The sequence below is a fragment of the Pseudomonas sp. Bout1 genome (genome assembly GCF_034314165.1).
Lineage (GTDB): Bacteria > Pseudomonadota > Gammaproteobacteria > Pseudomonadales > Pseudomonadaceae > Aquipseudomonas.
This window is the reverse complement of the sequence record NZ_JAVIWK010000001.1, coordinates 1,007,389-1,021,234: the sequence shown is the minus strand read 5'-3', so window position 1 is coordinate 1,021,234 and position 13,846 is coordinate 1,007,389. Positions and strand designations below refer to the sequence as shown.

Below are 13,846 nucleotides of genomic sequence, written 5' to 3'. Positions count from 1 at the left end.
AAGTTGTATGATTTTGTACCGGCTAACTTGCTATAGAAGCTGCCGCGTAGCCAGAAGTTCAGCGGATAAACGCGTTATTTCACGTTTTTTTCACACGCCAAAACTACGCACAACGCCAGGAGATTTCCATAGGGTCGGTAGGATATTTCTTAGATGCTGTGGATCGCCGCTGGTCCAGAACTGAGCAGGCTGCGGATTACCGGTGGCCAGCAGTTCGCGATCACTCAAAAGGCGCTGCAATTGACGCGCTACTGCCGCACCGGTATCGATCAAAATGATCGTCGGCGCGAGCATCTCGGCGAGTAATGGCTTGAGGAAGGGATAGTGGGTACAGCCAAGGATGATGGTGTCGCAACCGGCGGCAATCAGCGGTTCGACGTAGCGTTGCAATAACAGGCGCAGGGCCGGGCTGCCCAGGTCGCCGGTCTCGATCAACTCCACCAGGCCAGGGCATGGCTGGGTGATCACCCGTACATCGGTGGCAAAGCGGTCGAGCAAGGCAGCGAACTTGGCGCTTTGCAGGGTGCCGGTGGTTGCCAGCACGCCGACCACGCCACTGCGGGTCGCGGCGGCGGCGGGTTTAACGGCAGGCTCCATGCCTACCAGCGGCCAGTCGGGGTAGTCCTGGCGCAAGTCAGCGACCGCCGCAACAGTCGCCGTATTGCAGGCAATCACGAAGGCTTTGGCGCCCTTCTCACGGAAAAACTGCGCCACTCGTCGCGAGCGATCAAGGATGAATGCCGGGGTTTTCTCGCCGTAGGGGATGTGCCCGCAATCTGCCACGTACAGCAACGACTCACGTGGCAGCAGGCGCTGGATTTCGTCCAGCACCGACAGGCCGCCGACACCGGAGTCGAACACACCAATCGGCGCGTCCTTAACCATGTTGGCTACCGCACACACTGCAACCGGGGTCGCGCTTGACCCGCAGCTCACGGAACCGCGTGGTCAGCGCGTCAATCAACAACAGCCTTCCTACCAGCGGCTCGCCGAAACCGGCCAGCAACTTCAGGGCTTCCAAGGCTTGCAGGCTGCCGACCAACCCCACCAGCGGGCCGATGACGCCGGCTTCGCTGCAGGTCAGTTCGGCCTCGCTGCCATGCCCATATAAACAGTGGTAGCAGGGGCTTTCGGGGCGGCGCGGGTCAAACACCGACAACTGGCCTTCGAGGCGAATCGCCGCGCCGCTGACCAGCGGCTTGCCGGCAGCGACACACGCAGCGTTGACCGCCTCGCGGGTGGAGAAGTTGTCGCTGCAATCGAGCACCACATCGACTGCCGCCACGGCGGCCGCGAGGGAATCGGCATCCAGCGCGCTGCGATGGGCGAGCAGCAGAATTTCAGGATTGATCGCGCTCAGGCGGCGAATCGCCGAGTCGACCTTGCTCAGGCCGACGCTGTCGGTGTCATGGATGATCTGGCGTTGCAGGTTGGTCAGGTCGACGGTGTCGAAATCCGCCAAATGCAACTCACCCACACCTGCCGCCGCCAGGTACAGCGCCACCGGCGAACCGAGGCCACCGAGCCCGACGATCAGCGCGCGGCTGCTTTTGAGGCGCAACTGGCCTTCGATGTCGACATGCTGCAACAGAATCTGTCGGCTATAGCGCAACAGCTCCTGATCATTCATCACGGGCGGCGCCCCAGGGTGATGCGTTCGTGGCCGCCCAGGTCGATGCGGCTGTGGACGTCTTCGAAGCCCTCGCCCAGCAGCAGGTCGCGTACCGCCGGTGCCTGGTCGTAACCGTGTTCCAGCAACAACCAGCCTGCAGCGTCGAGGTGCGCAGGCGCCTGGGCGATGATCAGCCGCAGGTCGTCCAGGCCGTCGTGCCCGGCCACCAGTGCACTGGCCGGTTCAAAGCGCACATCACCGGCCACCAGGTGAGGGTCGGTGTCGGCTATATACGGTGGGTTGCTGATGATCAGGTTGTAGGTGTGGCCTTCGAGGGCGCTGAACCAATGGCTGTTCAGCACCGTGGCGTTATTGAGGTGCAGGCGCTGGCGGTTGCGTTCGGCCAGGGCCACGGCTTCCAGCACGCGGTCGACGGCCGTCACTTGCCAGGCCGGGCGTTCGCTGGCCAGGGCCAGGGCAATCGCGCCGCTGCCGGTGCCCAGGTCGAGGACTTTGGCAGGCGTGGCCGGCAGCAATTCCAGGGCGGCCTCCACCAGCATCTCGGTTTCCGGACGAGGGATCAGCGTGTGCGGAGCCACCTCCAGGTCGAGCTTCCAGAAACCTTGCTGGCCAAGGATGTAGGCCACGGGCTCGCCGGTGCGGCGGCGTTGCAGGTAGTCGGCAAAGGTCAGTGCGGCTTCGCTGCTGACGATTTTTTCTGGCCAGGTGTGCAGGTAGCTACGGGACTTGCCCAAGGCAGCGGCCAGCAACAATTCCACGTCCAGGCGCGCAGTGGGCGAGTCCGGGAGGTCGGCGGCGCGCAGCAGGCTGGCAATAATGGTCATTTATTCACCTATCGCCGCAAGCTGGTCGGCCTGGTATTCGGCCAACAATGGCTCGATGACCGCATCAACGCCACCGGCAAGGATTTCATCCAGGGAGTACAGCGTCAGGTTGACGCGGTGGTCGGTGACCCGGCCCTGGGCAAAGTTGTACGTACGGATACGCTCGGAACGGTCGCCCGAACCCACCAGCAACTTGCGCTCGCTGGCAATTGCATTGGCGGCGGCGCTGGTCTGCTGGTCGTTGAGCTTGGCCGACAGCCAGGACATGGCCCGCGCACGGTTCTTGTGCTGGGAACGTTCTTCCTGGCACTCCACCACGATGCCCGAAGGCAGGTGAGTGATACGAATCGCGGAGTCAGTCTTGTTGACGTGCTGGCCACCCGCGCCCGATGAGCGGTAGGTGTCGACCCGCAGGTCCGCCGGGTTGATCTCGATGGCTTCCTGCTCGTCCGGCTCGGGCAACACGGCCACGGTGCACGCCGAGGTGTGGATACGGCCCTGGGATTCCGTCGCCGGAACCCGCTGCACACGGTGCACGCCAGACTCGAACTTCAGCTTGCCGTAGACATTCTCGCCTTCAACCCGGGCGATGACTTCTTTATAGCCGCCGTGCTCACCGATGTTCTCGGACAGGATCTCGACGCGCCAGCCACGACGTTCGGCATAGCGCGAATACATGCGGAACAGGTCGCCGGAGAAAATCGCCGCCTCGTCACCGCCGGTACCGGCGCGGATTTCGAGGAACACGTTGCGCCCGTCGTTGGGGTCCTTGGGCAGCAGCATGCGTTGCAGGTCGCCTTCCAGGTCGATCAGCTTGTCCTTGGCTTCACGCACTTCTTCAACGGCCATTTCGCGCATGTCCGGGTCGCTGTCCTTGAGCAGCGCCTGGGCGCCTTCGAGGTCGGCCTGAACCCTGAGCAACTGGGTATAGGTGCGCACAATCGGTTCAACTTCCGCGTATTCCTTGGAATAGGTGCGGAACTTGGTTTGATCGCAGATGACCTCGCCATCGCCAAGCAAGGCGGTCAGTTCTTCGAAACGGTCCTGAAGGACGTCCAGTTTATTGAGCAGTGACGCTTTCATTGCGGTTTTTTATCCGAAGAGCTTTCTGTCGCGCCCTCACCGAGGGCAAAGAGTTCCTGGGCCATGGCCAGCGCATCGAGGCGGCCTTCAGCGGTAAGCTTTTTCAACTGAACACTGGGAGCGTGCAGCAATTTGTTGGTCAGGCCGCGCGCCAGTTGCATCAGCACGTCTTCGGCGCTGCTGCCGTTGGCGAGCATACGCTGGGCCTTGATCAATTCCTCGTCGCGCAGGCGTTCGCCTTGCTGACGGTAGGCCTTGAGCACGTCTACCGCCGCCAATTCACGCAGGCGCACCATGAAATCGTCGGCGCCGGTGCTGACCATTTCCTCGGCGGCCTGGGCAGCACCCTGGCGACTCTTGAGGTTTTCGGCGACCACTTCGTGCAGGTCGTCGACACTGTAGAGGTAAACGTCGTCCAACTCGCCAACTTCAGGCTCGATATCCCGGGGAACCGCGATATCCACCATAAAGATCGGCTTGTGCTTGCGCAGTTTAAGGGCGCTTTCCACCGCGCCTTTACCGAGGATCGGCAACTGGCTGGCGGTGGAGCTGATGACGATATCGCTGCGCACCAGTTCGGCCGGGATGTCGGAAAGCAACACCGCATGGGCACCGAACTGCTCGGCCAGGATGCTGGCGCGCTCCAGAGTGCGGTTGGCAACCACGATGCGCTTCACGCCCAGTTCATGCAGGTGACGGGCGACCAGGGTGATGGTCTCGCCGGCGCCGATCAGCAGGGCCTGGCTGCGTTGCAAGTCACTGAAAATCTGTTTGGCCAGGCTGACCGCGGCAAACGCCACGGACACCGGGTTTTCACCGATGGCGGTGTCGGTGCGCACTTGCTTGGCAGAATTGAAGGTGGCCTGGAACAGGCGCCCCAGCAGCGGGCCGATCGTCCCGGCCTCGCGGGCCACGGCGTAGGCCGATTTCATCTGGCCGAGAATCTGCGGTTCGCCCAACACCAGCGAGTCCAGCCCGGAAGCGACGCGCATCATGTGACGAACTGCCGCATCCTCTTCGTGCACATATGAGCTTTGGCGCAGCTCATCGAGGCTCAAATGGTGGTAATCGGCCAGCCAGCGCAGCACCACATCCGCTGAGAGATGTTCCTGCTCTATATAGAGCTCGCTGCGATTACAGGTCGAAAGGATCGCAGCTTCGCGACTGTCGGTGAGCCGGCAGAGCTGCTGCAAGGCCTCAACCAACTGCTCGGGCGTAAAAGCCACGCGCTCGCGCACGTCTACAGAAGCAGTCTTGTGGTTAATACCGAGTGCAAGGAAGGCCATTCAATATCGCTGATGATGTCGGGAAGCCGACAATTGTCCTACTTCGAATGATTCAGAACAACCACCGTAGGCTATTGTCCTAGTAGCTTACGCCTATAAAGGCCATCTGTAGGAGCGAGCTTGCTCGCGATGGTCGTAAACGATAACGCTGGCTTACGGGATAAAACGCGTTGTCCTCTGGTTCTTCGCGAGCAAGCTCGCTCCTACACGGTTATGTTTGGCCGAAGGCTTGTGTCATGATGATCCGACCGCAGGTTAGTCGTCCTCTTCCTATATGAATAGATCTTCCGCGTTGCTCCTTGCTTTTGTCTTCCTCAGCGGCTGCCAGGCCATGGCACCCGTGTCGCCGGACGGTACGCCGCCGGTAGAAGACAGCACCCCCGCCCCTGAAAAGCCCAAGGTTTATTCCTCGTTCAGTGAAGAGACGATCTTCAGTCTGTTGAGCGCGGAGCTGGCCGGCCAGCGCAATCGTTTCGACATTGCCCTGGATAACTACGTGACCCAGGCCATTAATACCCAGGATCCGGGGATTTCGGAGCGGGCGTTTCGCATCGCCGAGTACTTGGGCGCCGATCAGGCGGCCCTGGATTCCTCGCTGATCTGGGCGAAAAACGCCCCGGACGATCTCGAGGCGCAACGTGCGGCGGCAATTCAGCTGGCGCGCGCCGGGCGCTATGACGACTCCATGGTGTATATGGAGAAGGTTCTGCAGGGCAAGGGCGACACGCATTTCGACTTTCTCGCGCTGTCGGCTGCCGACACCGATCAGGACACCCGCAACGGCCTGATGAAGAGTTTCGACCGCCTGCTGCAAAAACACCCGAACAACAGCCAGCTGATTTTCGGCAAGGCGCTGTTGCTGCAACAGGACGATGAGCCCGAGGCAGCCCTGAAGCTGCTGGAGCAACACCCGCCGGAGGATGGCGAAATCGCGCCGATCCTGCTGCGTGCCCGCCTGCTGCAAAACCTCAACCGCGGCAAGGAAGCGATTCCCCTGCTGGAAAAAAGCATCAAGAAGTACCCGGGCGACAAGCGCTTGCTGCTGACCTATGCGCGCATGCTGGTTGAACAGGACCGCATGGAAGACGCCAAGGTGCAGTTCGCCAACCTCGTCCAGCAATACCCGGACGATGATGAACTGCGTTATTCCCTGGCGCTGGTGTGCCTGGAAGCCAAGGCATGGGATGAGGCCAAGGGTTACCTGGAAGACTTGATCGCCCGCGACAGCCACGTGGATTCAGCGCACTTGAACCTGGGCCGTATCGCTGAAGAGCGCAACGACCCGCAGGCCGCGCTGCTTGAATACGCCCAGGTCGGCCCCGGCAATGATTACCTGCCGGCGCAACTGCGCCAGGCCGACATCCTGATGAACAACGGCCGCACCGACGAGGCGGAAAAACGCCTGGCTGCCGCACGGGATGCCGAACCGGACTACGCGATTCAGCTGTACCTGATCCAGGCCGAGACCTTGTCGGCCAACAAGCAGGGCGACCGCGCCTGGAAAATCCTCCAGCAAGCCCTGCTGCAATACCCCGACGACCTGAACCTGCTGTACACCCGCGCCATGCAGGCGGAAAAACGCAATGACCTGGCGCAGATGGAAAAAGACCTGCGCCTGATCATCAAGCGTGACCCGGACAACGCCATGGCACTGAACGCCCTGGGTTACACCTTGTCCGACCGTACAACGCGTTACGCCGAAGCCAAGGAGCTGATTGAAAAGGCTCACCAGCTGAACCCGGAAGACCCGGCCGTACTCGACAGCCTCGGCTGGGTGAATTACCGCCTGGGCAACCTGGATGAAGCCGAACGCTTGCTGCGCCAGGCGCTGGAGCGCTTCCCCGACCAGGAAGTGGCCGCGCACCTGGGCGAAGTGCTCTGGGCCAATGGCAAGCAGCGTGAAGCGCGACAAATCTGGGAGAAGTTCCTCAAGGAACAGCCCGAAAGCCCAATCCTGCGCAGCACCATCAAGCGCCTGACCGGATCCGAGACCCTTTAATTCTATGTTTTTGCGCCACGTCATCGTTTTCAGCTTTATCGCCCTGCTCGCCGGCTGTTCGGGCCTTGGCACCCGTGAATCTGTCGAAGGCCCGGGCAACCCGGCGCAATGGCAGCAGCACAAGGATCAACTGAGCAGCCTCGATGGCTGGCAGATTGAAGGCAAGGTCGGTATTCGTGCGCCGAAGGATTCGGGCAGCGGCACCTTGTTCTGGCTGCAACGCCAGGACTACTACGATATTCGCCTGTCTGGCCCGCTGGGCCGTGGTGCCGCGCGCCTGACCGGCCGACCGGGCCAGGTCAGCCTGGAAGTGGCCAACCAGGGCCGCTTTGAGGCCCCGACGCCGGAAGCCCTGCTGGAAGAACAGATGGGCTGGAAACTCCCCGTATCGCATCTGGTGTGGTGGGTGCGCGGCCTTCCCGCACCCGACAGCAAAAGCCGCCTGAGCCTCAATGGCGACAGCCGCCTGGCATCGCTGGAGCAGGATGGCTGGCAGGTCGAGTACCTGAGCTATGTGCAACAGAACGGTTACTGGCTGCCCGAGCGCATCAAGCTGCATGGCACCGACCTTGACGTCACGCTGGTGATCAAGGACTGGCAACCGCGCAAGCTGGGGCAGTGACATGACCACGCAACGGCTGACCCTGCCCTCCCCGGCCAAACTGAATTTGATGCTGCACATTCTCGGTCGCCGTGAAGACGGCTATCACGAATTGCAGACTATTTTTCAGTTTCTCGACTACGGCGATGAGCTGACTTTCGCCGTTCGCGATGACGGCGTGATTCAACTGCACACCGAATTCGAAGGCGTGCCTCACGACAGCAACCTGATTGTGAGGGCCGCGAAAAAACTTCAGGAACAATCCGGTTGCCCATTGGGCATCGATATCTGGATCGAAAAAATCCTGCCCATGGGCGGCGGCATCGGTGGCGGCAGCTCGAATGCCGCGACGACGTTGCTCGGCTTGAATCACTTGTGGCAACTGGGTTGGGACCACGATCGCCTGGCGGCGCTGGGCCTGACACTGGGTGCGGACGTCCCGGTTTTCGTGCGTGGGCACGCCGCTTTTGCCGAGGGCGTGGGGGAGAAACTCACCCCTGTAGACCCCGAAGAGCCGTGGTATGTCGTGCTTGTTCCGCAAGTATCTGTAAGTACAGCAGAAATTTTTTCAGATCCACTGTTGACACGTAACTCTCCTCCCATTAAAGTGCGCCCCGTTCCCAAGGGAAACAGTCGAAATGACTGCTTACCGGTTGTAGCAAGGCGTTATCCAGATGTACGTAACGCTTTGAATTTGTTAGGTAATTTTACCGAAGCAAAATTAACCGGAACTGGAAGTTGTGTGTTTGGGGGCTTCCCAAGCAAAGCTGAAGCTGATAAAGTCTCGGCCCTTCTTACAGAGACCCTTACAGGGTTTGTAGCAAAGGGAAGCAACGTTTCGATGTTGCATCGCAAGCTGCAAAGTCTGCTCTAAAGGAACCGAGTACTGGGTACTCGTTGCAACAGATACAGGGGCGTCGCCAAGCGGTAAGGCAGCAGGTTTTGATCCTGCCATGCGTTGGTTCGAATCCAGCCGCCCCTGCCATTTTCTATACTCATCCAGGTTACCCTCAGCCTCTAGGTACTGCGCGTGTCCAAGATGATGGTCTTTACGGGGAATGCCAACCCCGATCTGGCTCGGCGTGTTGTACGTCAGCTGCATATCCCTCTCGGTGACATCTCTGTCGGTAAATTCTCCGACGGCGAAATTACAGCCGAGATCAATGAAAACGTCCGCGGTAAAGACGTCTTCATTATTCAGCCGACTTGCGCTCCGACCAACGATAACCTGATGGAACTCGTCGTGATGGCTGATGCCTTCCGCCGCTCCTCAGCGACTCGAATCACAGCTGTAATCCCTTACTTTGGTTATGCCCGTCAGGATCGCCGTCCGCGTTCCGCACGTGTAGCTATCAGCGCGAAAGTCGTTGCTGACATGCTGACCGTGGTAGGTATCGACCGTGTTCTCACGGTTGACCTGCACGCTGACCAAATCCAGGGGTTCTTCGATATTCCGGTAGATAACATCTACGGCTCCCCCGTTCTGGTGGATGACATCGAAGACCAGCGCTTTGAAAACCTGATGATCGTGTCCCCGGACATTGGTGGCGTCGTGCGTGCACGGGCTGTTGCCAAATCCTTGGGCGTTGATCTCGGGATCATCGACAAACGCCGTGAGAAAGCCAATCACTCTGAAGTGATGCATATCATCGGTGATGTCGAAGGGCGTACCTGTATTCTGGTTGATGACATGGTCGACACCGCCGGCACCCTGTGCCACGCGGCAAAAGCCTTGAAAGAGCACGGAGCAGCAAAAGTCTTCGCCTACTGCACACACCCTGTGCTGTCGGGCCGAGCGATCGAGAACATCGAGAACTCAATGCTGGACGAACTGGTGGTGACCAACACCATCCCGTTGTCCGCTGCAGCTCAAGCCTGTTCGCGTATCCGTCAACTGGATATCGCACCGGTAGTTGCCGAAGCGGTTCGCCGCATCAGCAACGAAGAATCGATCAGCGCGATGTTCCGTTAAGGGTCACACCTTAGGCATCAACCTGACGAAAAGCGCCCCGCCCCAGCATTCTGTTGGGGCGGGGCTTTTTTGCCCATATCGCCTTTAGCGCTGGTCGCAAACGCTAGGGCGAATGTGGTTATTTTGGAGATACAACATGAACGATTTTACTTTGAATGCTGAACTGCGTTCCGACCTGGGGAAAGGTGCGAGCCGCCGCCTGCGTCGTCTCGCAAGCCTGGTTCCAGCTGTAGTTTACGGTGGCGACAAAGCCCCTGAATCCATCAGCATGCTGGCCAAAGAAGTTGCCAAACTGCTCGAAAACGATGCGGCCTACAGCCACATCATCGAGCTGAACGTTGGCGGCTCTAAGCAGAACGTCATCATCAAGGCACTGCAACGTCACCCAGCTAAAGGCCACGTGCTGCACGCTGACTTCGTTCGCGTAGTAGCCGGTCAGAAACTGACCGCTATCGTGCCTGTGCACTTCGTTGGTGAAGCTGCTCCGATCAAGAAAGGCGGCGAAATCTCGCACGTTACCGCTGAGATCGAAGTTAGCTGCCTGCCGAAAGACCTGCCTGAGTTCATCGAAGTCGACCTGTCGGCTGCTGAAATCGGCGACATCATCCACCTGTCCGACCTCAAGGCCCCTAAAGGCGTTGAGTTTGTTGCACTGGCTCACGGTGATGACAAAGCTGTTGCAAACGTACACGCTCCACGCGTTGCACCAGAAGCTGAAGAAGGCGCTGCAGAGTAATTCACTCTGTAATGCCGGAGCTTGAGGAAACATCGCGGACCGGAACGTAGCGAGAAAGCGGGCGAGAATGCGAAGTTGGCCTCTAACGGTTGATAAGCGTTTTTCGTCCACTTTCGCCGCACCCACGGCGATGTTATCCACAACTCCAAAGGAAGGGCCCCTGTCGTGACTGCCATTAAACTGATCGTTGGCCTGGGAAATCCAGGCGCCGAATACGAACAGACCCGGCATAACGCGGGGGCCCTTTTTGTTGAGCGCATCGCCGCCGCCCAAGGTGTAAACCTTACGGCCGAGCGCAAATATTTTGGCCTGACCGGGCGCTTTTCGCACCAGGGTCAGGATGTTCGTCTGTTGATTCCCACCACCTACATGAACCGCAGCGGCCAGGCTGTCGCGGCGCTTGCGGGCTTCTTCCGGATCAAACCCGAAGAAATCCTGGTGGCCCATGACGAACTTGACCTGCCACCCGGCGTTGCCAAGCTCAAGCAAGGCGGCGGCCATGGCGGGCATAATGGCCTGCGCGACATCATCGCGCAGTTGGGCAATCAGAATACGTTTTACCGCTTGCGGCTTGGCATTGGCCACCCGGGCGTTGCCAGTATGGTTTCAAATTTCGTCCTGGGTCGTGCGCCACGCGCCGAACAGGAAAAACTCGATGCCAGCATCGATTTTGCCCTCGGCGTGCTGCCGGATATCTTCGCCGGTGAATGGAACCGTGCGATGAAAAACCTGCACAGCCAGAAGGCCTGACTCTTTACCCGAGGGGAAACACCATGGGATTCAATTGCGGCATCGTCGGCCTACCTAACGTCGGCAAGTCCACCCTGTTCAACGCCCTGACCAAATCCGGTATTGCGGCGGAGAACTTCCCCTTCTGCACCATCGAACCGAACACCGGTATCGTGCCGATGCCCGACGTACGCCTGGACGCCCTGGCGGCCATCGTGAATCCAAAGCGCATCCTGCCGACCACCATGGAGTTCGTCGACATCGCAGGCCTGGTAGCCGGCGCCTCGAAAGGTGAAGGCCTGGGCAACAAGTTCCTCGCCAACATCCGTGAGACCGATGCCATCGCTCACGTGGTCCGCTGCTTTGAAGACGAGAACGTGATTCACGTTTCCAACAGCGTCGACCCGAAACGCGACATCGAGATCATCGACCTGGAACTGATCTTCGCCGACCTCGACAGCTGCGAGAAGCAACTGCAAAAGGTCACGCGTAACGCCAAGGGCGGCGACAAAGACGCAGTGGTCCAGAAAGCCTTGCTGGAGCAGCTGATTGCTCACTTCACCCTGGGCAAGCCGGCACGCAGCCTGATGAAGAGCATGAGCGCCGACGAAAAGGCCGTGATCAAGGGCTTCCACCTGCTGACCACCAAGCCGGTGATGTACATCGCCAACGTGGCTGAAGACGGTTTCGAGAACAACCCGCTGCTCGACGTGGTCCTGGCCATTGCCGAAGAAGAAGGCGCCATCGTTGTTCCGGTGTGCAACAAGATCGAAGCGGAAATTGCCGAGCTGGAAGACGGCGAAGAGAAAGACATGTTCCTCGAGGCCCTGGGCCTGGAAGAGCCTGGCTTGAACCGCGTGATCCGTGCCGGCTACGAAATGCTGCACCTGCAGACCTACTTCACCGCCGGTGTTGAAGAAGTACGCGCCTGGACCGTCAAGGTCGGCGCCACAGCCCCGCAAGCCGCTGGTGTGATCCACACCGACTTCGAAAAAGGCTTTATCCGCGCCGAAGTCATCGCCTACAACGACTTCATCCAGTTCAAGGGTGAAGCCGGTGCCAAGGAAGCCGGTAAATGGCGCCTGGAAGGCAAGGAATACATCGTCAAGGATGGCGACGTGATGCACTTCCGTTTTAACGTGTAAGCATCACCTGCGGCCTATGCCGCAAAACAAAAAGCCGATGCCATGCATCGGCTTTTTTGTGGGCGATGGTTCTGCCTGTTAAGCAATACCCTTCCAGCAACATCCATTAACTCTTTTTCCCTGTCAGTACACGCAGCAACGTTAAACGACGCCCTCTGAAAAAGCATATACAGACACAATTCTCGCTAACTTTAAGATTATTCCGGCTTATAACGAGGCAATTTCAAGTAGCGCTTACTTGAATATTCTTTAACGGGCACACTTCAATTTTTCGCACACGGCAAACATCTACATCACACTTTTTACACTAATGACAAACTGGATCATTTCCGTTTTACTGCCCCTATTCGAAAGGACACCCCGCCCACTGGAGTGACGCGGTAAACAATAGGAGTAACAGCAACATGTCGACCTCCTATCAGCATACGTTTGAAACAGATGACCCGCTGACTGAATGCCCAACTATTGAAACCACTATCAATAATACCGCGGCGTTAAACATCGATATTCTTTTGCTGGGGGAAACCGGCACGGGCAAAGATACCCTCGCTCTGCGCGTACATCGCTTATCTGGGCGAAGGGGGAACTTTGTTGCCGTCAACTGCGCCGCCATTCCGGAAACTCTGGCGGAAAGCCAGCTGTTTGGCGTCAACAGCGGTGCCTATACCGGTGCCATGCAATCACGGGCAGGCTTTGTCGAAGCAGCACACTTGGGTACCTTGTACCTTGACGAAATAGACAGCATGCCACTTGCCCTGCAAGCCAAACTGCTCAGGGTGCTGGAGTCCAGGGGCGTCGAGCGCTTGGGGTCGACACGGTTTATCCCCGTGGACATGCGGGTGATCGCGTCTGCGCAGCACTCGCTGCATGAAATGGTCGAGCAAGGGGGATTCAGGCGCGACTTGTATTTTCGCCTGAACGTGGTCTGTATCAAGCTGCCGCCACTGCGAGAGCGCCGTGACCGGATTATTCCGATGTTCCTCAACATGATCCGCCAAGAGGCGGAGCACTTCGACTGCCCTGCCCTCTGCGCGCCCAGCGCGTTGCTCCAGCAATTACTGTGTCACTCCTGGCTGGGCAACGTGCGCGAACTGCGCTCCACCGCCAAGCGCTTCGTACTGGGCCTGCCGCCTTTTTCAGAACACGCCATTGGCTCAGAACCGCAGTTGAACACCCTGAAAGCACGCTTGCATCAAATCGAAAGGTCGCTGATCGAAGAGTCGTTACGCCGCCACGACTATAACGTGGAGGCCGTCGCCGTTGAGCTGGGGGTTGCCAGACGCACACTCTACTACCGGATGAAACAGCTGGAAATAGTTGCCAAAAGTGACACCCAACAACAAACGCCAATAACGTAACAATTTGAATTATCTACGCCTGCGTTATCAGGAACCGTTCCATTCCCATCTACCACAGAGTGTGTAGCTCACTGTACTGAGAATACCGATAACGTCCTTTATTATCCGTATTAATGCTATGCACCGTGAGCCATTTGAAACATTCCTGCATACCCTTGGAGTACTTAATTATGACCAGCATTTCCTCAAGTTACCCAAACAGCTTTTTCCCACAAATGAATAACAACTCTTCAGACATGCTTGGTTCCAACAGTCGCCTGAGCGGTGGCATGGAAGATATATTGCAACAATCGCAAGCCGACCAGCTACAGACAGCGGAACAAAACCGACAAGCGCGCAAGGCAACGATGCTCAAAGCCGTCGCCGAGAACTACCGATAAGAACATCACCTCCTCGAGTCACTTATCGAGGAGGTGATTACACCCAGGAACATAGCGGTGGCTTATCGAGAACCGCTGTCGTAAACCACGCCAACCTTCA

Annotated in this window: 14 protein-coding genes and 1 tRNA gene; 10 read left to right on the top strand and 5 right to left on the bottom strand. The window is 58.5% G+C overall.

Features of this window, described 5'->3' with window-relative positions; translation table 11 throughout:
- Positions 1-90: 90 nt before the first annotated feature.
- The 5 genes from murI to hemA are packed head-to-tail and all read right to left on the bottom strand — an operon-like array spanning position 91 to position 4,826.
- The gene (gene murI / locus RGV33_RS04505) at positions 91-885 is read right to left on the bottom strand and encodes a glutamate racemase (protein ID WP_322143251.1); all 795 of its coding nucleotides are present in this window, start codon (positions 883-885) and stop codon (positions 91-93) included.
- Positions 878-1,633: a molybdopterin-synthase adenylyltransferase MoeB gene (locus tag RGV33_RS04500; protein WP_322143250.1), complete on the bottom strand. Its 756-nt coding sequence runs from the start codon at positions 1,631-1,633 to the stop codon at positions 878-880. The genes murI and RGV33_RS04500 overlap by 8 nt, the downstream gene beginning before the upstream one ends.
- Positions 1,630-2,457: a peptide chain release factor N(5)-glutamine methyltransferase gene (gene prmC, locus RGV33_RS04495; RefSeq protein WP_322143249.1), complete on the bottom strand. Its 828-nt coding sequence runs from the start codon at positions 2,455-2,457 to the stop codon at positions 1,630-1,632. Before prmC ends, RGV33_RS04500 begins: the two co-directional genes overlap by 4 nt.
- Positions 2,458-3,540, bottom strand: coding sequence for a peptide chain release factor 1 (prfA, locus tag RGV33_RS04490; RefSeq protein ID WP_322143248.1), 1,083 nt, complete (start codon positions 3,538-3,540; stop codon positions 2,458-2,460). It abuts the gene before it with no gap.
- Positions 3,537-4,826, bottom strand: coding sequence for a glutamyl-tRNA reductase (gene hemA / locus RGV33_RS04485; protein WP_008432265.1), 1,290 nt, complete (start codon positions 4,824-4,826; stop codon positions 3,537-3,539). The genes prfA and hemA overlap by 4 nt, the downstream gene beginning before the upstream one ends.
- A gap of 274 nt (positions 4,827-5,100) precedes the next feature.
- Here hemA and RGV33_RS04480 point away from each other — a divergent pair, with 274 nt between their 5' ends.
- From RGV33_RS04480 to RGV33_RS04435, 10 genes are all read left to right on the top strand, one after another.
- The gene (locus tag RGV33_RS04480) at positions 5,101-6,825 is read left to right on the top strand and encodes a tetratricopeptide repeat protein (RefSeq protein WP_322143247.1); all 1,725 of its coding nucleotides are present in this window, start codon (positions 5,101-5,103) and stop codon (positions 6,823-6,825) included.
- A gap of 4 nt (positions 6,826-6,829) precedes the next feature.
- Positions 6,830-7,447 carry a lipoprotein insertase outer membrane protein LolB gene (lolB, locus tag RGV33_RS04475; RefSeq protein WP_063033130.1) on the top strand — a complete coding sequence of 206 codons (618 nt, stop codon included), beginning with the start codon at positions 6,830-6,832 and terminating at the stop codon, positions 7,445-7,447.
- Between the two features lies 1 nt (position 7,448).
- Positions 7,449-8,300 carry a 4-(cytidine 5'-diphospho)-2-C-methyl-D-erythritol kinase gene (gene ispE / locus RGV33_RS04470; protein WP_322143246.1) on the top strand — a complete coding sequence of 284 codons (852 nt, stop codon included), beginning with the start codon at positions 7,449-7,451 and terminating at the stop codon, positions 8,298-8,300.
- A gap of 36 nt (positions 8,301-8,336) precedes the next feature.
- A tRNA-Gln gene (locus tag RGV33_RS04465) sits at positions 8,337-8,411 on the top strand.
- 45 nt (positions 8,412-8,456) lie between these two features.
- Positions 8,457-9,398 (top strand): ribose-phosphate pyrophosphokinase, encoded by a 942-nt coding sequence (locus tag RGV33_RS04460; protein WP_003208392.1) that lies wholly within the window; start codon positions 8,457-8,459, stop codon positions 9,396-9,398.
- Between the two features lie 136 nt (positions 9,399-9,534).
- A complete protein-coding gene (locus RGV33_RS04455; RefSeq protein WP_322143245.1) occupies positions 9,535-10,134 on the top strand; it encodes a 50S ribosomal protein L25/general stress protein Ctc in 600 nt (199 codons plus the stop codon).
- Positions 10,135-10,299: 165 nt separating this feature from the next.
- Positions 10,300-10,884: an aminoacyl-tRNA hydrolase gene (pth, locus tag RGV33_RS04450; protein WP_322143244.1), complete on the top strand. Its 585-nt coding sequence runs from the start codon at positions 10,300-10,302 to the stop codon at positions 10,882-10,884.
- Between the two features lie 23 nt (positions 10,885-10,907).
- The gene (ychF, locus tag RGV33_RS04445) at positions 10,908-12,008 is read left to right on the top strand and encodes a redox-regulated ATPase YchF (protein ID WP_322143243.1); all 1,101 of its coding nucleotides are present in this window, start codon (positions 10,908-10,910) and stop codon (positions 12,006-12,008) included.
- 404 nt (positions 12,009-12,412) lie between these two features.
- Positions 12,413-13,366, top strand: coding sequence for a sigma 54-interacting transcriptional regulator (locus tag RGV33_RS04440; protein ID WP_322143242.1), 954 nt, complete (start codon positions 12,413-12,415; stop codon positions 13,364-13,366).
- Between the two features lie 170 nt (positions 13,367-13,536).
- Positions 13,537-13,746 carry a hypothetical protein gene (locus RGV33_RS04435; protein ID WP_322143241.1) on the top strand — a complete coding sequence of 70 codons (210 nt, stop codon included), beginning with the start codon at positions 13,537-13,539 and terminating at the stop codon, positions 13,744-13,746.
- Positions 13,747-13,846: the final 100 nt, after the last annotated feature.